The sequence below is a fragment of the Paenibacillus hodogayensis genome (genome assembly GCF_039536325.1).
GTDB lineage: Bacteria > Bacillota > Bacilli > Paenibacillales > NBRC-103111 > Paenibacillus_AB > Paenibacillus_AB hodogayensis.
This window is the reverse complement of sequence record NZ_BAAAYO010000006.1, coordinates 690,675-709,598: the sequence shown is the minus strand read 5'-3', so window position 1 is coordinate 709,598 and position 18,924 is coordinate 690,675. Positions and strand designations below refer to the sequence as shown.

16 protein-coding genes and 1 riboswitch are annotated in these 18,924 nt (G+C 59.8%); of the genes, 9 read left to right on the top strand and 7 right to left on the bottom strand.

Going from position 1 to position 18,924, the window contains the following annotated elements:
* Positions 1-59 precede the first annotated feature (59 nt).
* From thiD to ABD796_RS14330, 6 genes are read right to left on the bottom strand one after another with little or no spacing between them, the layout of a single operon-like run.
* Entirely contained in the window at positions 60-854 is a 795-nt protein-coding gene (thiD, locus tag ABD796_RS14355; RefSeq protein ID WP_344908962.1) for a bifunctional hydroxymethylpyrimidine kinase/phosphomethylpyrimidine kinase, read from the bottom strand.
* Between the two features lie 50 nt (positions 855-904).
* On the bottom strand, positions 905-2,029 hold the full coding sequence (gene thiO, locus ABD796_RS14350) for a glycine oxidase ThiO (protein ID WP_344908788.1): 1,125 nt from the start codon (positions 2,027-2,029) through the stop codon (positions 905-907).
* A gap of 27 nt (positions 2,030-2,056) precedes the next feature.
* On the bottom strand, positions 2,057-2,845 hold the full coding sequence (locus ABD796_RS14345) for a thiazole synthase (RefSeq protein ID WP_344908787.1): 789 nt from the start codon (positions 2,843-2,845) through the stop codon (positions 2,057-2,059).
* A gap of 6 nt (positions 2,846-2,851) precedes the next feature.
* Positions 2,852-3,058: a sulfur carrier protein ThiS gene (gene thiS, locus ABD796_RS14340; protein WP_344908786.1), complete on the bottom strand. Its 207-nt coding sequence runs from the start codon at positions 3,056-3,058 to the stop codon at positions 2,852-2,854.
* 37 nt (positions 3,059-3,095) lie between these two features.
* Entirely contained in the window at positions 3,096-3,731 is a 636-nt protein-coding gene (thiE, locus tag ABD796_RS14335) for a thiamine phosphate synthase (protein WP_344908785.1), read from the bottom strand.
* A gap of 47 nt (positions 3,732-3,778) precedes the next feature.
* Positions 3,779-4,807 (bottom strand): ThiF family adenylyltransferase, encoded by a 1,029-nt coding sequence (locus ABD796_RS14330; protein ID WP_344908784.1) that lies wholly within the window; start codon positions 4,805-4,807, stop codon positions 3,779-3,781.
* 108 nt (positions 4,808-4,915) lie between these two features.
* Positions 4,916-5,026: riboswitch (TPP riboswitch) on the bottom strand.
* A 259-nt stretch (positions 5,027-5,285) separates the two neighbouring features.
* On the opposite strand from ABD796_RS14330, the gene ABD796_RS14325 reads away from it, so the two are divergent.
* The 6 genes from ABD796_RS14325 (at position 5,286) to ABD796_RS14300 (ending at position 13,086) form a co-directional block, all read left to right on the top strand.
* Complete coding sequence (locus tag ABD796_RS14325) at positions 5,286-5,609, top strand: metal-sensitive transcriptional regulator (protein WP_344908961.1); 324 nt, start codon at positions 5,286-5,288, stop codon at positions 5,607-5,609.
* Positions 5,610-5,812: 203 nt separating this feature from the next.
* Complete coding sequence (locus ABD796_RS14320; RefSeq protein ID WP_344908783.1) at positions 5,813-6,835, top strand: type I glyceraldehyde-3-phosphate dehydrogenase; 1,023 nt, start codon at positions 5,813-5,815, stop codon at positions 6,833-6,835.
* A 322-nt stretch (positions 6,836-7,157) separates the two neighbouring features.
* The gene (locus tag ABD796_RS14315; protein ID WP_344908782.1) at positions 7,158-8,777 is read left to right on the top strand and encodes an extracellular solute-binding protein; all 1,620 of its coding nucleotides are present in this window, start codon (positions 7,158-7,160) and stop codon (positions 8,775-8,777) included.
* 254 nt (positions 8,778-9,031) lie between these two features.
* Positions 9,032-10,672, top strand: coding sequence for a type 2 periplasmic-binding domain-containing protein (locus ABD796_RS14310; RefSeq protein WP_344908781.1), 1,641 nt, complete (start codon positions 9,032-9,034; stop codon positions 10,670-10,672).
* A 159-nt stretch (positions 10,673-10,831) separates the two neighbouring features.
* Positions 10,832-12,181: a neutral/alkaline non-lysosomal ceramidase N-terminal domain-containing protein gene (locus tag ABD796_RS14305; protein WP_344908780.1), complete on the top strand. Its 1,350-nt coding sequence runs from the start codon at positions 10,832-10,834 to the stop codon at positions 12,179-12,181.
* Positions 12,182-12,255: 74 nt separating this feature from the next.
* A complete protein-coding gene (locus ABD796_RS14300) occupies positions 12,256-13,086 on the top strand; it encodes an alpha/beta hydrolase family protein (protein ID WP_344908779.1) in 831 nt (276 codons plus the stop codon).
* 73 nt (positions 13,087-13,159) lie between these two features.
* On the opposite strand, the gene ABD796_RS14295 is transcribed toward ABD796_RS14300, so the two are convergent.
* Positions 13,160-13,651 carry an Hsp20/alpha crystallin family protein gene (locus ABD796_RS14295; protein ID WP_344908778.1) on the bottom strand — a complete coding sequence of 164 codons (492 nt, stop codon included), beginning with the start codon at positions 13,649-13,651 and terminating at the stop codon, positions 13,160-13,162.
* 117 nt (positions 13,652-13,768) lie between these two features.
* On the opposite strand from ABD796_RS14295, the gene ABD796_RS14290 reads away from it, so the two are divergent.
* From ABD796_RS14290 to ppdK, 3 genes are all read left to right on the top strand, one after another.
* Positions 13,769-15,556, top strand: coding sequence for an ABC transporter ATP-binding protein (locus tag ABD796_RS14290; RefSeq protein WP_344908777.1), 1,788 nt, complete (start codon positions 13,769-13,771; stop codon positions 15,554-15,556).
* A gap of 269 nt (positions 15,557-15,825) precedes the next feature.
* Positions 15,826-15,990, top strand: a complete 165-nt coding sequence (locus ABD796_RS14285) for a GapA-binding peptide SR1P (RefSeq protein WP_379120243.1) — start codon at positions 15,826-15,828, stop codon at positions 15,988-15,990.
* Positions 15,983-18,817: a pyruvate, phosphate dikinase gene (gene ppdK, locus ABD796_RS14280; RefSeq protein WP_344908776.1), complete on the top strand. Its 2,835-nt coding sequence runs from the start codon at positions 15,983-15,985 to the stop codon at positions 18,815-18,817. The genes ABD796_RS14285 and ppdK overlap by 8 nt, the downstream gene beginning before the upstream one ends.
* Positions 18,818-18,924: the final 107 nt, after the last annotated feature.

Genomic DNA, 18,924 nt, shown 5'->3' with positions numbered 1-18,924 from the left:
CGCCACGGATGACCCTTTAAGGGCTCCGTGGCGGTTTTTTGTGCGCAAAGCAGAGAATGTCAGCTCGATGATTGCTGCTGCAGACGCAGAGCGGCATGGTGCGTCGGCCCGATGCCGGAGCCGATCTCGAGCGCTGAGCCGATGGCCGCGGTAATGAACCGCTTCGCTAGGGCGACGGCTTCGTCGATCGGGAGCCCTTTGGCCAAGCCGGCGGCGATCGCCGAAGCCGTCGTACAGCCGGTGCCGTGAGTATGCTTCGTGCGTATGCGCGGAGTGCGGAACAAGCGGGCCTCTTTGCCGTCAAAGAGCACGTCCACGGCTTCCTCGCCCTCCAAATGGCCGCCTTTCAGAAAGACGTAGCGGGGCCCTAAGCGGTGGAGGCTGCGGGCGGCTTCGATCATATCGTCCACGCTGCGGATCACAGCGCCATCCAAAATGGCGGACGCTTCCGGTACGTTCGGGGTCACCACGGCGGCGAGCGGCAGCAGCTCCCGGCGCAGCGCCTCGATGGCTTCGTTTTGCAGGAGGGCGGCGCCGCCCTTGGCGATCATCACCGGGTCGACGACGACCTGCTGCGGGCCGTACAGCCGCAATTTATCCGCGACGAGACGGATAATATCCGCCGAGAACAGCATGCCGGTTTTCACAGCGTCCGCTCCGATGTCGGAGAGCACCGAGTCGATCTGGCTGGCGATCGTATCGAGCGGCAGCGGGAATACGGCTTGCACGCCCAGCGTGTTTTGCGACGTAATGGCGGTAATCGCACTCGTGCCGAATACGCCGAGCTCCTGAAACGTCTTTAAGTCGGCCTGGATGCCGGCCCCGCCGCCCGAGTCGGAGCCTGCGATCGTCATCGCTTTGAATACAGTCACAATCGTTTCCTCCTTAGCCGATGTAAATATGTCTACGCGCGTACGCCGAACCTTTCGGGCTCGAACGGAGCCAGCTCCGGTCCGCTGGAATCGCGGCCTTCCAGCAAGTCCGCCACGACATGCGCGGTGACCGGACTGAGCAGGATGCCGTTGCGGTAATGGCCGGCTGCGAACAGCAGCGAATCGGAGCGGCGCAGCCGCCCGAGCAGCGGAAAGCCGTCATGCGTCGCAGGCCGCAGCCCGGCCCATTCATGAAACGGGCGCATGCCGCCGAGAAACGGAAACAGCTTGCCGTTCCAGCTCTCCAGCCGGGCGATGCCGCGCCGGGTGACCGTCGTTTCGAAACCGGCCACATCCTCGGACGCCCCGCACACGAGCGTTCCGTTGCGTTTGCCGACCACATAGCCTTGGCTGCAAAACACCATATGACGGACCGGCATTTCCGGCGTCTCGTAAGCGCATATTTGTCCGCGGATCGGATAGACCGGTATGGCCATCCCGAACGCTTCTTCCATCAGGCCGGCCCATGCTCCGTTGGCGACGAGCAAAATGTCGCCCCGATACGTTTCCCCGCTTGCCGGGGAGCGAACCTCCGCGCCGTCCTGCCAGCGCAAGATATCGACGGGGCCTAGTCCGTCGCGGATGACGACGCCGGTCCGGCGGCAAGCTTCTTCCAAAGCCTTTACGTAGTCGGGTGCGTAAACATGCGATTCGCCGGGATAGCGCAGGGCGCCGATCGCTTCGGGCGCAATATGCGGCTCCAGCCGCCGCAGCTCGGCCGCGTCAAGCAGCTCGCTCTTCGCGCCGTGCCCGTCCTGCCACAGCCTGCGCGATTCCATCGCCTGCACGTCGGCATCGTGATACATCACATATAAGCTGCCGGTCGCCGAATATTCGAAATCGAGGCCGGATGCTTCCTTGACCGCCAGCTGCCAGTCGGGGTACAGGTTCAGACTGCGCAGACAGAGTCGGAAGAAGGCGTCGGGCTCCTCGACGTTTTCGGAGTAGGGGGCAAGCATGCCGGCCGCTGCGCCGGAAGCCTGCCCTCCGCACCGGCCCTGCTCCAGCAAAGTGACGCCGAACCCGCGGCGGCGCAGCTCGAAGGCGCAGGATAGCCCGATGACGCCTCCCCCGAGGACTAATACATGTTGTGTCATGGCGAATCAGCTTCCTTATTAGTCAGGTTAGCTCCGCGGCGCGGGGATCAACTCGGGGAGCCCGCTGCTCGCCGAGGCGTAGCGTTTCTTCGGAATGCGTCCGGCTAGGTGGGCGAGCCGTCCCGCCTCGATGGCGAGCTTCATGGCCAGCGCCATGCGCACCGGATCTTTCGCTTTGGCGACCGGCGTATTCATCAGAATGCCGTCGACGCCGAGCTCCATCGCCTGCACGACATCCTGCGCCGAGCCGAGGCCGGCGTCCACGATAACCGGCACCCCCGCATCCTCGACGATGAGGCCGATGTTGTACGGATTCAGGATGCCGAGACCCGTTCCGATCGGAGCGCCGCCCGGCATGACGGCAGCGGCGCCGGCTTCCTCAAGCCTTTTGCACAGAATCGGATCGTCGGACGTATACGGCAGAACGACGAACCCTTCGGACGCGAGCCGTTCCGTCGCCTTCAGCGTCTCCAGCGGGTCGGGCAGCAGCGTCTTTTCGTTCGCGCTGATCTCCACCTTGATCCAGTTGCCGATCCCGGCCGCGCGGGCCAGCCGCGCGATGCGCACGGCTTCGTCGGCGGTGCGGGCGCCTGACGTATTCGGCAAGTACGTGAACGTCTTGCCCTCGAAATGCTGCAAAATCGCGTCTTCGCCCGGAGCGTCGAGGTTGACGCGGCGAATCGCAAACGTCAGCACCTGCGCGCCGGACGCCTCGATCGCCGCATTTTGCACGAACGGGTTCGGGTAACGCCCGGTTCCGAGAAAGAAGCGCGAGTCAAGCGAAGTGCCGCCTATTACGAGCGAATCCTGGGTCATCCTTCTTCAGCCTCCTCCTACGAAATGAACGAGCTCGACCTGCATGCCGTCTCGCAATGCCGTCGATGCCCAACCTTCCTTCTCCACGATGCCGCCGTCGATCTCCACGACGACCATTTTGTTTTCCAGCTCGTACAAGCGCAGCAGCTCGAGTACCGTAGCGGCCTCGACGGTGCGGGATTGTCCGTTGACTTGAATCGTAATCGGTATCATGCAACTGCCTCCATGGAAGGGAAAGATGGCTGCGGCCTTAGGCGCGGCTGCGCGCGGCCGCGTCGATTTTGGCTACAAACGATTGCGAGGTGCCGCGAACGTCGGAACTGCCGACGATTTCGCTGATGGCGCATATACGCGAAGCGCCCGCCTGCAGCACCTGATCGACATTGTGCAGCTTGATGCCGCCGATGGCGACGAACGGGATGCGAATCTCCGCCGCAACCTGACTTACGTATTCGGTCGTAACCGGAGCGACAACGTCTTCCTTGCTCTGGGTCGGAAATATCGGTCCGACGCCGATGTAGTCGGCTCCGTCCCGCTCGGCCTGCCGCGCTTCCTCGATGGCGTGCGTGGAGATGCCGATGATTTTGCTCCCGACGATTTTGCGCGCTTCGGCAAGCGGAAGGTCGTCCTGGCCGAGATGGATGCCGTCGGCATCGACCGCCAGCGCGATATCGATATGATCGTTGACGATAAACGTCGCTCCGTACCGCAACGTCAATTCGCGCAGCGCGCGCGCTTTATGCAGCACATCGCGTTTGGCGCTTTTTTTGTCGCGCAGCTGGATAATGTCGCAGCCGCCCTGCAGCGCTTCCTCCATGACCTCGACCAGACCGCGGCCCGGATGGAACTGCTCGCCGGTTATGGCATAGAGCTTGAACTCCTTCATGAAAAACCGCACCTCCCTTTTAAAAGTAGAACTGCCGTAATAAGGTCTTACATCCCGATATAGCGGGCGTAAAGCGTCTTGGCCCGCACCGTGTCTTCCGTGCCTTGCACCAGCGCCCGGCCGTCGGGAAACAGCACGAGCCGTTCGCCTTCGGGAAGCTCGGCTTTGAGGAGGAACGGGTTTGTTTTGACCGTTGCTACACGCTCCAGCCGGCCTCGCCATTCGTTCAGGTCGAACGAGGCGCGGGCGCGGATTTGCACCGTTTCCCTGCCGCACAGCGAGGCTGCGGCCCCTTCCGTCCCGTTGCGCTCCAGTGCCGGATACCGGCTTCCGGAGCATACGGGGCAGTCGCTGCGCGCGGGAGGCAGCTTCATTTCGTAGTAATGGTTGTGCCAGACGTCTAGTGTAACCAGCCGGCTGCGGCGCGCGGCGCTATCGCCGACCAGATGCTTCAGCGCCTCGACCGCCTGGTACGAGGCTACGATGTCGACGATCGGCGCGATGACGCCGGCCGTATCGCACGTGTCGCCCGCGTCGTCGGACGGCTGGATCAGACAGCGCAGACACGGCGTCTCGCCAGGCACGAAGATCGCGCTCATGCCCCGCGAAGCGACGGAGCCGCCGTAAACGAACGGAATGCCTCGCTTGAAGCAGGCGTCGTTCAACAAATAGCGGGTCTGGAAGTTGTCCGTTCCGTCCAGCGCAAGATCCACGCCGGCAAGCAGACTTTCGATATTGTCCACGGTCGCGTCGGCGACGACGGCTTCCAGTTCGACGGACGAGTTGATGCGGGACAGCCGCTCCCGGGCGGCAATCGCTTTCGGCGTCATCCGGGCCGCGTCGTCCTCGTCGTACAGCATTTGCCGGTGCAAATTGCTCGCTTCGACATAGTCGCGGTCGATAAAACGCACCTTGCCGACGCCGGCCCTCACCATATGGTTGGCCAGCACGGTGCCGAGCGCGCCCATGCCGACGATCAGAACGGAGCTTTCGGACAGCTTGCGCTGACCTTCTGCGCCGATCGGTTTGAACAGCGTTTGCCGGGAATACCGGCTTGACGTTTCTTCCGCATGCATAACAGGGCATCGACCTCCTCAGGTGGCAAGCGGTGATGGGCAGACAACAAAAAAACCGCCACGGAAAGGGCGGTTTGGCGTTCGATGCTCGATCGAATAAGGTCAAGTATCGCGGCTGCACCACTTCCCTACGCTGGCATTGCTCCAGATCAGGTTCAAAGGGTCCGAAGGTCGCTTCCTTCATCTCAGCCCGCGGCAAGGGCCCCCCCAGTGATCGTATCGTAACGTTCATTCTTCACATTACAATGAACCCGTGCGAATGTCAACGCGGGAAGCTTCGCTTCAGGGCAATCGCATCACACATGGCTAGGCCGAGCGCGGAAGGAGCGGGGGAGCTTTTGCATCCACAAAAGCGAGGCGTTGATAGAGCCGGTACAAGATCGGCAGAGCGGGCGGAGACAAGGCGACTTGACGAACATACGGGGGGAGGGTAGCATAGGCAGTAAGGAGGTCGATTGCCATGAACGACGAACCGACGATGCTGGCCGCAGAAGAAGCCTGCTGTCATACCGGAGACGGCGACGAGCGGAAAAGCCACCATTCCGATAAGCTGAAAAAAAACTTGACTACCCGCTTGAACCGGATCGAAGGACAAATTCGCGGAATCAAAGGATTGATCGAAAAAGACACGTATTGCGACGACGTTTTGAACCAGATCGCGGCCATACAAGCGGCCTTGAACGGAGTGGGCAAGCTGCTGCTCGAAGGGCATCTGAAATCGTGCGTCGTCGAACGCATTCGCGAAGGGGATCAGGATATTATCGACGAACTGCTGGTCACCGTCAATAAATTGATGAAATAAGAAGCGACCCCGGCGAAGAATCGGGGAGCGAACCTGCCCGCTTTCTATGGAAGCGGGTTATTTGTCGTCATTATTCGAAAATATGACACATTAAATAAAATTAATACACTTATATTGAGCATAAAGGCTATTTAAAACGTAATATATTATGTTATAGTGTGTACTATAAAGTGACTTTTAAGGGATGAAAGGGAGGAGCCGCTATGTCATGGGGAACGGGTGTCAACGGTTTGGGGAGAATCGGGAGGCTGCTCGTCCGCCGCGCCTTTGGGGAAGGGAGACTCGATATCCGCGCGATTAACGCCAGCTATCCGGCCGATGCGATCGCCCATTTGCTCAAATACGACTCGGTGCATGGCCGCTGGGATGCGGATATTGCCGTCCGCGACGGGGATCTGATCATTAACGGCCGCACCGTCAAGGTAGTGTCGGAGCGCGATCCAGCCAGCATCGATTGGTCCGGTCTCGGCGTGAAGCTTGTTTTGGACGCCACGGGAACGTTTACGGACCGCGACGGTGCAAGCCGTCACCTAAGCGGGGGGGCGGAGAGCGTCATCGTCACGTCTCCCGGCAAGCAGCTCGATTGGACCGTAGTCATGGGAGCGAATGACGAGGAGTACGAGCCGGGGCGTCATCGGCTCATTTCGGCCGCCTCGTGCACGACGAACTGCGTGGCTCCGGTATTGCGGATGGTCGACGAAATATACGGGATACGCCGGGCGTGGATAACGACTGTGCACGCTTATACGAACGATCAGAACCATCTCGACAATCCGCATAAAGATTTACGGCGCGCCCGGGCCTGCGCCCAGTCGATCATTCCAACGACGACCGGAATCGGCAAGGCGCTTGCCGGCGTGCTGCCCCGTCTCGCTCCATTGGTCGAGGGCGTTTCGCTGCGCGTCCCGGTTCCGAACGTCTCGCTGGCCGATATGACGATCGAGCTGAACGAGGCCGTCGGCCGCATTCCCGCTGCCGAGCGGCTGGAGCGCGCAGTCGCGGAATCCCGTTACGCTCCTTATGTGGCATGGAGCCGTGAGCCGCTTGTCTCCTCCGATTATATCGGTTCGGACAAGTCGGCGACGGTCGACGGCCTGTCTTTGGCCGTCGCAGACCGGCAGCTCAAATTGCTCGCCTGGTACGACAACGAATGGGGATACGCCTGCCGGGTAATCGACGTAGCCCGCATGGTCGAGCAGCGCTCCTATGCGCTAGTGCAAAGGTAAGCAGGCTATACGGAACAGGCAGCGGGTTACATAAACCGCGCTGTCTGTTTTTTGCTTTATGCAATCGTTTTTCCACTCTGTAAAATACATGTATTTTACAGATTAATATAAGTGTGATATGCTGTATGTAACTTGTATTGGAGGTGGTATGCAGAGCGCCCGGAACGATACATGCAAGCGGTATCAATCGTTCGTTTGCAAAGACGAGCCGCAGTTGGACCCTTGTTTTCCCGTCACATGCGCTTGCAGCCTGTTCCGGCTACTACCCGCTTGAACCTGCATTCATTCCAAGTAAGCATATTTTACAGGAGGTCATGATTTGATGAAAAGGTTAGCACAATTGACAGCGTTCTCATTAACGGCGGTACTTGTTCTGTCCGCCTGCGGCAGCAAAGACGAGAAGCCGGCGGCGGATTCCGAAACGGGAACCGGAAAGCCTGGCAAAGAGAAGCTGTCGCTGAACTGGCTGGTCATGATCACAAACAACAACGCGCAGCTTCCTTCGGATAAATCGAAGGATTTCGTGCTCAAAGCGATCGAAGACAAGTTTAACGTCACGCTCAAGCTGGACTTTATGCCGGCCGGGACCGACTACCAGAGCAAGCTGAACACACGCGTCGCCGGAGGCGACATCCCGGATATTTTCCAGATCGACGGGACGAATTCGAATAAATTCATATTGGATAAAGTGCCGCTCGATATGACCAAATGGGCGACGCCCGAGAAGATGCCGAACTACTTCAAATACTGGATCAACGATACCGAGATGAAGCGCTACCAGGTGCAGGGCGTCTTCATGCGAGCGCCGATCCCTTTCCTGCGAGACCAGTATGCGACCCACTACGTGCGCAAGGACTGGATCGACGCCCTGAACAAGAAAGACCCGAATTTGAAGCTGAAGGTGCCGACGAACTACGACGAATATCTCGCCGTGGCGAAGGCGTTTACGTTCAACGATCCGGACGGCAACGGCAAGAACGACACGTACGCGATCACGGCGGCGGCCAACGGCAACGCGATTCCGCGCGATTTTCCGGAATGGATCAAGAACAATCTGGCGCCGGGCTTTATGATGGAAAACGGCTACTTCATCGACACGGGCAGCGATATCCGGCTAAGCAGCGTGCTGACCGACATCAAGGCAATGATCAATCTGAAGGTAGTCGATCCGGACTGGTTCCTCAACAAGCCGGGACAGCAGTTCGACAAAGTGCAGCAGGGTAAGGCGGGCATGTTCTTCGCAACGGCGCGCGATGCCGCCTTCGAGAATACGCCGAACAGCATCCAGAAGAAAACGAAGGACGTGACCGGCAAGCCGGCCGAATTCGTGCCATTCAACATTGCCCCGAACAATCCGATCGGCTACGAGGCGCTTCCGGGCAACGCCTGGATGATCAGCTCGAAGACGACGGATGCGAAAATCGAGCGTTCCCTCGAAATTCTCGACTGGCTCGGCGGAGAAGAAGGGTTTTTGCTCACCCATTACGGTCAGGCGGGCGTGCATTATAAGAAAGAAGGCACGAAGATCGTCATCGATCCGGCGGCGTTCAAGAAGGATATTACGGACAACGGCAGCTTCCTCGATATTTGGGGATCGGCATTCAGCAGTCCGACGATGCTGCCGGACCGGCTCGGCCTGCAATACGTCAATCCGATCGAAACCGACCGCGACCGGCAGATCGCCAGCCAAGTGAAGGCGTACAAGTATACGCTGCTCGGCACGAACCTGGCCCCGATCGTCGGGATGGATTTGTCGGCGTTCCGCAAACAGCTCTATTTGTACCAGAACAAAATCGTGTTCGAAGAAAAAGACGCCTCCAATTGGCCGAAATACCGCGCCGAGCTGATGGATAAGTACCAGGGCAAAGGATTGTTCGAAGGCTATGCCTCGCAGGTGGGAGCCGCGTTGAAGCAGGATCTCAAGTTCAAATCGGAGAACTGAGGCAAAAAAACGATAGTCAGGGGGGCGCCGCGGCGCCTCCTTTTTTGACGTTTTTTGCGTATTGGTGAACTTTACGGGGAATATCCGGGCGGGCGGCAGGAGAAACGGCTCGGCTGTCGAAACTCTGGTTCTAATACGCAATGACGCACATGCAGACCCGAGCTTCCGTCCGAGTATGACGGCCTTAAGCGCGATAACGCAGTGGCCATGGTGTATATATCCGGCTAATGCCGGCCTTGAGGAGGTTTACGCTTTTGACCAAGCTGTTGAAGGGGCTCGCGGCTCTGTCCGCCGTTTTGGCGGTTGCGCTCGTATTCGGCTCCTGCGCCCGTCAGGAGGTCAAGCCTGCCGAGGAGACCGCGCAGCCGCCCGAACCGGATAAGCCGGCCGAGCCGAAGGAGGACAAGCTGTCGCTGCACTGGATGATCGCGGTGCCGGCCAACGGCGCGAGCTTGCCTGCGGGCGGCAAAGATTTTATCAAAAAAACGATAGAAGATAAATTCAAGGTCGAATTAAAGCTCGATTATATGACGATGGGCGACGAGTTCTCCGCCAAGCTGCACGAATCGCTGAAGGCTGGCAACGGACCGGACATGTTCCAAGCCGACGGTTCCAAATCGTACAGCTATATGGCGGACGGCTACGCGGCCGATCTGAGCCCGTACGTGACGCCGCAGACGATGCCGCATTATTTTCAATGGGTGACGTCAAAGGAACTATCCCGTTACCAGGTGCATCATACGTTCAAGCGGGCGCCCGTGCCTTTCTCCAAATCGTATTACGGCGCCTATTATGTCCGCAAAGACTGGATCGACGCGCTAAACCGCAAAGATCCGGAGCTCAAGCTGAAGGTTCCATCCACCTACGACGAGATGATGGCTGTCATGAAAGCTTTTACGTATAACGATCCGGACGGCAACGGCAAACACGATACGTACGGGTACACGACGACCGGCTCCGGCATGGCGATCCCGAACGATATGCCGCAATGGTACAAACACGGCATGACGCCGGGCTTCTACATCGACGGCGACAATCGGCTGATCGACAGCGGCACGAACGCCCGCACGGCGCAGGTGCTTGACGACATCCGCGAGATGATGCAGCAGAAGATCATCGACCCGGACTGGTTCCGGAACAAAGCTGGGGAGCATATCAACAAGGTGCAGCAGGGGAAGGTGGGGATGTTTTATTCCACCATCCGGGATATCGCCTTCGACGGCTCCGCCAACAGCGTGCAGAAAAAGACGCGCGAAATGACCGGCAATGCCGCGGCGACGTTCGAGGCGTTCCATATCGCCGGAGATGTGCCCGTCACCTACGCTCCTCTGCCGGGAATTCCGTTCATGCTGAATGCCAAAACGCCGGAGGCCAAAGCCCGCCGCACGATAGAAATATTGGATTGGCTGGCCGGTCAGGAAGGCTGGCTGCTCGCTCACATCGGCAAGGAAAACGTCCACTACCGGAAGGAAGGCAATCGGATTACGCTGCTGCCGGAGGCGATCCAGAAGGATATAGCCGCCAATGGCAATTTGACCGAGGTGTGGGGGAGCGTCTTCTCGGCCAAGGCGGACGATCCGGCGCCGATCGGGCTGGAAATCGTCGATCCGCGAGAGACCGATCACGACCGGGCCATCGTTCAGGTGTTCAAGCGGCAGAAGCTGTACGAGCTCGGGACTTACGTGGCGCCCCCTCCGGGGATGGATATCGGAGCTTACCGCAAGCAGATGCGGGCGATGCAGGCGAAGACGCTGTTCGAAGACGCCGATTCAGCCAATTGGCCGTCCTATTTACACAACCTGCTGGACAACTATAACGGCAGAGCCATCTTCACGGAATACGCCAAGCAAATTTCCAACGCGCTCGGCCGCCCCGTGACGTTCAAGGCCGACTGAGGCCCGCTCGGCCGACAACGCTGCGACACTCGCCGGAACCGGCCGGGTGGCGATAAAATGTCCGCTCCCTTGCCGAAATTGACATGCGACCGCAGCCCGATACGGGTAAGATGGACCGTGATAGCGATCGATCGCGGGAACGAAAGGGGAGCGGAAACAATGGAATTGCAGCTGGGAACCGCCAAAGCCGATATTACGCCGCTTGCGGCCGTGCCTTTGGCAGGATTTGCGGTCAGGCAAAATAAACCGTATGAGGGCATCCGCAGTCGTCTTTACGCGCGGGTGCTTTATTTGCGTCAGCAGGCGGAAGGGAGCGCGATGCGTCAGGCGGTCATCGTTTCCGCCGATTTGCTCTGGTGGGGCTCTGACAGAATGCCGCGGATTCGGCAGACGCTTGCCGAGCGGTTCGGACTTGCGCCGGAAGCGATCATACTGAACGGCACCCATAATCATTCCGGTCCGCAGACGAGCTTCGGCTTTCACCGGCTGCTCGGACAGGCGGACGTCGGTTACGTCGACGATCTGGAGCGAAAGCTGGTGCAGGCCATCGCCGCAGCCGCAGCGAATATCGAACCCGTCACGATCGAGAAAGGAGAGGGACTGTCCGGTATCGGGGTGCAGCGGCGCAAGTACGTCGATGGCCGTGTCATTGGCGGTCCGAATCCCGAAGGGCCGGTAGACCCGGAGGTCGTCGTGCTGCGTTTCCGCACGGAGAAGGGGGCGGTCAAGGCGGTTGCGGTGCATTACGCCTGTCACCCGGTAACTACGAATGAAAACGTCGTCTCTGCGGAATTTAGCGGCAAAGCGATGGAGTCATTGGAGAGGCGGCTTGGGGGAGACGCCGTATGCCTGTTTCTTCAGGGGGCGTGCGGGGATATTAATATTTTCAAGGAGAGCGCCCCGGCCGAACTTGTCGCCGACCGCGATATCGTCGACTACTTCGGGCTGCTCCTCGCCGATACGGTCGGCGACGTGCTGGAGGGGCCGATGCGCGTCTTGAAGCCGGTGCCGCTGGAGGGGCGGACCGTTGCTCTGCCGCTTAGGCTGAAGCCGCTGGAAACCCGGGCCGAGCTGGAGGCTCTGGCAGCCGCGGGCGAGTCGCCTTACGACGAGTGGGCGGAGGCGATGCTGCGGAATCCGGACGGGCGACCGGACCGGCTTTTGCTGGAGTTGACGCGGCTCGACGTGGCCGAAGGGCTGTCGCTGCTGGCCATGAACGCAGAGGTCGTCGTCGAATACGGCTTGTACGTCAAAGCGGTCTCCGCCGGGAACGTACTGCCGCTTCCTTACTCCAATGGGATGATCGGCTACGTTCCGACGCAGAAGCAGATCGCCCATGGCGGCTACGAGCCGGTACTGTCCACGTACTATTTTCATATGCCGGGACGGTTCGACGAGAGCGTGGAGGACGCGATGCGGGCCGGCTTGGCCGATATGGCCGGCACTGGGACGAGCGGACGTCATGAAAGATTGACAGAAGGGGAAGCTGGTGGTACATTTAAAGCATAGTAAACTAATAGGAATTATATGATTATATAAAAAGACGGCGGAGCAGCATACGACCGTCAAGGAGGAACCCTACGATGGAACGGGCGATTACGATACAACACGGTACGATCGAGCTGAAGGCCACCTTGCATTACCCAACGATTCCCCCGCAGGATGCGGAGAAGCAAGGGGGGCAATGCCCGCTCATTGTGATCTGCCACGGTTTCATCGGCAGCCGGATCGGCGTGGATCGGTTGTTCGTCAACGCTTCGCGGAAGTTCGCCGCCGCCGGGTATATGGTGCTGCGCTTCGACTATGCGGGATGCGGGGAAAGTACCGGGGAATACGGGGAGCATGGACTTGACTCGATGATCGAGCAAACCCGGGTTGTGCTCGATTATGCGCTGGACATCGATTACGTGGACATCAACCGCGTTGCGCTGCTCGGCCACAGTCTCGGCGGAGCGGTCGCCCTGCTGACGGCGGCACAGGACCGGCGCGTCAAAACGCTGCTGCTCTGGTCGGCCGTCGCCCATCCGTTCAACGATTTGCTGCGCATTGTCGGTCAGAAAACGTATGACGACGCGGTGCGATATGGGGAAGCGGACTACATGGGGTACCCTTTGCGGCCGGCTTTTTTCGAATCGTTGTCGGCCCATCAGCCGTTTGCGCAGATCCGCAAATTCGCCGGCGACGTCTTCCTCGCCCACGGCACGTCCGATTCGGTCATTCCGGCCGACTATTGCTCGCTGTACCAGAAGCTGTTCTGGATGCGCTCGGCCGGACAATGCGATATCGAGCTGATTTTTCAGGCCGATCATACGTTTTCCTCCGGCGACTCCAAGCGGGACCTGTACGACAAGACGCTGCAATGGCTGGAATACAACGAGAAGCGCAAGCGGGATTGGCACAATTGGGAAATATAAAGCGTCGGGCAAGGAGACGCGCGTCAGGAGCCGGACAGGTCATGCCGGTTCCTTTTTTTGCGTTGGAGAACGTTTACGGGTACTGGACATACAGCTCCTTGTAGGGCGGCGGAGTCCGTTTGGTCAACCGGATGTGCAGTGTCCCGTCCCGGTAAGCCGCCTGCATCGTCTTCACGCCGACCGGAACGGGCAGCGGCACCGTTTGCGAATGGCCGAGCGGGCCTTCGATCACGAGTGCGAGACCGTTGACGAACAGCTGCAGCTTGCGCGGGTCGATGGAGCCCGGGATACGGATGCGAACTTTCAAGTAGCGCTCCGTCTCGCCGATATGCGGCTGGAACAAGGCCGACTGTCCGGAATCTGCGGTTTGCTCCTGGTACGGGGGCGTCTCCGGAACCGCGCGTTCCATCACGCCGCGCACGAACTGGCCGATGCGGGCGATCGAGTCTCCGGTTCCCGGAGGAACCGCATTCGGAAACAATTCGTCGAACAGGCGCTCGAACTGTCTCCAATTGGTGCGCTGCCCGTCCTCCCCGGGCGGGCGGTTCGTCTGATTGCGGGTCATGATTCATCCTCCCTGTTTGGTGCTATCCTATATATATGTACGTTCGCCCTCATTCGTTAATATTCAGTTCATAAAGGATGTGTACACTATGGGCATAGAAGAGAAGGAGTGAGAGAAATGAATGCGACAACCGATAGGAAGGCAATACGTCAGAAGGAAGGCGGCTGGAGGCAGTTTGTCGCTTTGATCCGCGACGCCGATCCGCCCAAGCTGCAGCTGGCCATTGCGCTGTTGCTCAGCCTCGTGGGTACGGCGGGCAGCCTGATTATTCCGCTTTTCACCAAAAATTTGGTCGACGGCTTTACATTCGATAAGCTGGAGCCGCTGCACATCGTGGTGCTTGTCCTCGCTTTCGCGCTGCAAACGGTAGCCGGGGGCGTATCGATTTATTTGCTTAACCGTGCGGGCCATAAAATAGTAGCCGGCATCCGCGACAGGCTGTGGAGCAAGCTGTTGAAGATGCCGGTCTCTTATTACGACAACAGCCAGACCGGGGAGCTGACGAGCCGGGTAACGAGCGATACCGGTATTGTGCGCGGGCTGATAACGGAGCATTTGTCCGGTTCGCTGAACGGGATTATCTCGATGATCGGCGCGATCGTCATTCTGCTTGTTATGGATTGGAAAATGACGCTGGTCATGCTTCTGGCTATCCCGATTACCGCCGCGATCATGGCGCCGCTCGCCAGACAAATGTATAAGATCTCCAAGGGCATGCAGGACGAAACGGCGGGCTTCACGGCGGTGCTGAACCAGGTGCTGTCGGAAATACGGCTGGTGAAATCGTCCAATGCCGAGGAGCGCGAATACGAGAACGGCAAAAAAGGCATTATGAGTCTATATCGGTTTGGCGTGCGGGAAGGCAAGGTGCAGGCATGGATCACGCCGGTCATGATGCTGGTCATTATGGGGCTCGTGGTGGCCCTGATCGGCTACGGCGGCATCCGCGTCTCGTCCGGGTTGATGACGGCAGGCGAACTGGTGGCGTTTCTGCTTTACTTGTTCCAGATCGTCATGCCGGCCGCGCAAATTTCCCAGTTTTTCACCCAATTTCAGAAGGCGGTCGGCGCGACAGAGCGTATATCCGCTGCGCTCAAAGCGGACGAGGAGCCTTATCAAGGCGGGAAGGACGTCACGGAGCGCGAGGAGCCGATCCGTCTGGACAACGTCGCCTTTTCCTACAATGAAGGGAAATCGGTGCTGCGGGGCGTAAGCTTCGACATCGAGCCCGGCAAGGTGACGGCGATCGTCGGACCGAGCGGAGGCGGGAAAACGACGCTGTTCTCGCTGCTCGAACGGTATTATATTCCGCAGAGCGGCACGATTTCGTATGGCGCGGAGCCGATCGGAGAGCTCTCGCTGGCGCAATGGAGACAAAGGATCGGCTACGTCTCGCAGGATAGCCCGATTATTGCCGGGACGATTCGCGATAACATCTGTTATGGGCTCAATCGCGAAGCGACCGATCTTGAAGTGGAGCAGGCGGCGCGGATGGCCTACGCCCACGCCTTTATCGACGCGCTGCCGGAAGGCTATGCGACCGAGGTAGGCGAGCGGGGGATCAAGCTGTCCGGCGGGCAGCGGCAGCGTGTGGCTATCGCCAGAGCGCTGCTGCGCGATCCGAGTCTGCTCATGCTCGACGAAGCGACGTCGAGTCTGGACAGCAAGTCCGAGCTAGCCGTGCAGCAGGCGCTCGACAATCTCATGATCGGGCGAACGACCTTGATCATCGCTCATCGGCTGTCGACCGTTGTGGATGCCGACCGGATCGTTTTTATCGAGAAAGGGGTCGTAACGGGAGAAGGCACGCACGAGGAATTGCTTGCGTCCCATCCGCTGTATCAGGAATTTGCCAATAATCAATTGCGCTTGAACGCGGAGACGCGTATCAATGTGACGTCATAAAAGAATAAAGCATGTTCCAAACCGGCAGGCTGCGTCTGCCGGTTTTTCGTCGTTCGGCAACTGCTGCGGAAATGGCGGAATCGGAATGCGAATCGTTGCATATACATGCGTGTGGTACTTTTTAGAGGTTGCGTAAGGGGGAGTCGGCCGAGAGGCGGGAGCACAAATAGACCTCATTTTGGCCAAATAATTATTGCGTCATAATTATTTATATGGTATGTATTATATAAGGAATTATAAATCATATTCGATTATGGAGGCGATCCGGCATGAAACCGATCGGTCAAAGCGTGAAACTGGGTCTTATCGTTTGCCAGTATTGCGGTCGTTGGATTGACGAAGTGGAGACGGAGAAGGTGACCGTCCTCTACGGCTGCTGCCGAGAGGAAACGTGCAGCAACGGATCGCGACAGGGGGAAGCGGAGAATGACTAACAGCGGAGCCGGCAATATTGCAAACCATATCGGCAGCACACATTCCAACGAAAGCGGCAGCATTCATCGCGAAGCAAGCGGAGGCGCGTCTTCGCGCGCTTCCGCCGGCTGGGTCAAGCTGTTCGAGCAGGGCAATGCGGAGATGAAGACGGAGCTTGGCGGCAAAGGGGCGAACCTGGCCGAGATGACGAACGCCGGATTGCCCGTCCCTCCGGGATTTACGATTACGACGGAAGCGTGCCGCGCTTATTACGCGGCGGGAGCCGCGCTGCCGGAAGGATTGATGGAAGAGGCGCGGGCGGCGCTGGCCGAGTTGGAAGGCCGGCTGGGCAAAACGTTCGGAGATGCCGGGCAGCCGCTGCTCGTTTCCGTCCGGTCGGGCTCGGTGACGTCGATGCCGGGCATGATGGACACCATTCTGAACGTCGGGCTGAACGACGACACGGTGCGCGGCGTCGCCGAGGCAACGGGCAACGGCCGGTTCGCCTACGACTGCTACCGCAGGCTGATCCAGATGTTCGGCAACGTCGTGTTCGGCATCGAGCCGATACGCTTCGAGAAGCTGCTGCACGAGATGAAGCGGCAGACCGGAGCCGAGCATGACCGCGATGTTGGCGAGGACGGCTGGATCATGCTGGTCGAGCAATACAAAGCGCTGATCGCCAAGTCGGGCAAGCCATTCCCGCAGTCGGTCGGGGAGCAGCTGACCTTGGCGGTGGAGGCCGTATTCCGTTCCTGGAACAACCATAGGGCCAAAGTATATCGCAAAGTCAACCGGATCCCCGACGAACAGGGGACCGCTGTCAATATTCAGGCGATGGTATTCGGCAACAAAGGGGACGACTGCGGTACGGGCGTCGTCTTCACCCGCAATCCGTCTACCGGAGAAAAGTCGCTGTTCGGCGAATATTTGACCAACGCCCAGGGCGAGGACGTCGTGGCCGGCGTGCGCACGCCGCTGCCGATCGCTGAGCTGGAGCAGCAGATGCCCGACGTGTATGCCAGCCTGAAGCAGACGGCAGAGCGGCTGGAACGCCATTACCGCGATATGCAGGATATCGAATTTACGGTGGAGCACGGCAAGCTGTACTTGCTGCAAACCCGCGGAGGCAAACGCTCGGCCCAGGCGGCGATGAAAATCAGCGCCGATCTCGTCGACGAAGGCGTCTTGACCCGCGAGGAGGCGATCGTCCGCATCGAGATCGGTCATCTCGACCAGCTGCTCCACCCGGCCATACCGGCGGACGCCAGCCTCGACGTGATCGCGACGGGGCTGCCGGCCTCACCGGGCGCAGCGACGGGCGAAGCGGTATTCGACGCCGACCGCGCCGAGGAATGGGCCCGTTCGGGACGCCGCGTCATCTTGATTCGTTCGGAGACGACGCCGGAAGATATTCACGGCGTGCTTGCCGCCGAAGGCGTGCTGACCAGCCGGGGCGGCATGACGAGCCATGCGGCCGTCGTCGCCCGCGGGATGGGCAAGCCATGCGTTTGCGGCTGCGAAGAGGCCCGCATCGACTTCGAAGCGCGGGAGCTGCGCGCCGGGTCGGTCGTCATCCGCGAAGGAGAGGCGATCTCCATCGACGGCTCGACCGGCCGCGTTATCCGCGGGGAAGTTCCGCTCCGGGCGGGCGAGATGTCCGCCGAGCTGGTGCGGCTGCTCGGCTGGGCCGACGAGATCCGCTCCTTGCGTGTGGCCGCGAATGCGGACAACCCGGTCGATGCGGCCAAAGCCCGCGAATTCGGCGCCGAAGGGATTGGGCTGTGCCGCACGGAGCATATGTTCCTGGCGGCGGACCGCCTTCCCGCGGTGCGCGAAATGATTCTCGCGGAATCGAAGGAGGAGCGCGAGATTGCTCTGGCCAAGCTGCTGCCGATGCAGCAGGACGATTTCGAAGGGATGTTCCGGGCGATGGACGGGCTTCCCGTTACGATCCGACTGCTTGATCCGCCGCTGCATGAATTTTTGCCGAACGCCGACGAGCTGCGCCAGCGCATTGCCGAGCTGACTGCGGCCGCGGCGGATGCGGAGCCCGACGGTTCGGACCGCCGCGCCCAACTGACTGAGCTCGAGACGATGCTGCGCAAGGTGCGCTCGCTGCACGAGGCGAATCCGATGCTCGGCCAGCGCGGCTGCCGGCTTGGCGTGCTGTTCCCGGAAATCTACGACATGCAGACCGAAGCGGTGTTCCGCGCCGCCCTCGTCTGCATCGGCGAAGGCGTCCGCGTCGTGCCGGAAGTGATGGTGCCGCTTGTCGGCCATGTCAACGAGCTGCGTTTTCTGCGCGAGCGCATCGAACGGACGGCGGCAGCGATACTTGGCGACCGCGCAGGCGAATGCCCGTACAAGGTCGGCACGATGATCGAGGTGCCGCGCGCGGCTCTTACCGCCGCACAGATCGCCGAGTGCGCCGATTTCTTCTCGTTCGGCACGAACGACCTGACGCAGATGACGTATGGCTGCAGCCGGGACGATGCCGAGGGCAAATTTTTGACCCATTACGTCGAACATAAGCTGCTCCCGCACAACCCGTTCCAGACTCTGGACCAGGACGGGGTCGGCCAACTGATCGAGTGGGCGCTCCGCCAAGGCAAGGCGGTTCGCGGCAACTTGAAAACCGGCGTTTGCGGCGAGCACGGCGGCGATCCGCAGTCGATCTTTTTCTGCCATGCGGCCGGCCTGGATTATGTCAGCTGCTCGCCGTACCGCATTCCGCTGGCCCGTATCGCGGCGGCCCAGGCGCGTATCGCCCTAGGGCCGGTCCGGGCGGAGGAAGCGCACGGACGCGAACCGACACTTGCCGTCCAGGAGGCGAGCCCGGCCTGAGTCGGGATTCGGGAAAAATGTTGACGCGTCCAGTGGCTTTTGCCGCCGAATCGAGCTAAACTAACAGAAGAGATGGATGTCGAACGAGCCGGAAGCTGTGAAGCTTT

Coding starts and splice junctions, on each gene's coding strand:
- thiD (WP_344908962.1), bottom strand. CDS start 854: ATGACGATCGCAGGCTCCGACTCGGGCGGCGGGGCCGGCATCCAGGCC.
- thiO (WP_344908788.1), bottom strand. CDS start 2,029: ATGACACAACATGTATTAGTCCTCGGGGGAGGCGTCATCGGGCTATCC.
- ABD796_RS14345 (WP_344908787.1), bottom strand. CDS start 2,845: ATGACCCAGGATTCGCTCGTAATAGGCGGCACTTCGCTTGACTCGCGC.
- thiS (WP_344908786.1), bottom strand. CDS start 3,058: ATGATACCGATTACGATTCAAGTCAACGGACAATCCCGCACCGTCGAG.
- thiE (WP_344908785.1), bottom strand. CDS start 3,731: ATGAAGGAGTTCAAGCTCTATGCCATAACCGGCGAGCAGTTCCATCCG.
- ABD796_RS14330 (WP_344908784.1), bottom strand. CDS start 4,807: ATGCATGCGGAAGAAACGTCAAGCCGGTATTCCCGGCAAACGCTGTTC.
- ABD796_RS14325 (WP_344908961.1), top strand. CDS start 5,286: ATGCTGGCCGCAGAAGAAGCCTGCTGTCATACCGGAGACGGCGACGAG.
- ABD796_RS14320 (WP_344908783.1), top strand. CDS start 5,813: ATGTCATGGGGAACGGGTGTCAACGGTTTGGGGAGAATCGGGAGGCTG.
- ABD796_RS14315 (WP_344908782.1), top strand. CDS start 7,158: ATGAAAAGGTTAGCACAATTGACAGCGTTCTCATTAACGGCGGTACTT.
- ABD796_RS14305 (WP_344908780.1), top strand. CDS start 10,832: ATGGAATTGCAGCTGGGAACCGCCAAAGCCGATATTACGCCGCTTGCG.
- ABD796_RS14300 (WP_344908779.1), top strand. CDS start 12,256: ATGGAACGGGCGATTACGATACAACACGGTACGATCGAGCTGAAGGCC.
- ABD796_RS14295 (WP_344908778.1), bottom strand. CDS start 13,651: ATGACCCGCAATCAGACGAACCGCCCGCCCGGGGAGGACGGGCAGCGC.
- ABD796_RS14290 (WP_344908777.1), top strand. CDS start 13,769: ATGAATGCGACAACCGATAGGAAGGCAATACGTCAGAAGGAAGGCGGC.
- ABD796_RS14285 (WP_379120243.1), top strand. CDS start 15,826: ATGAAACCGATCGGTCAAAGCGTGAAACTGGGTCTTATCGTTTGCCAG.
- ppdK (WP_344908776.1), top strand. CDS start 15,983: ATGACTAACAGCGGAGCCGGCAATATTGCAAACCATATCGGCAGCACA.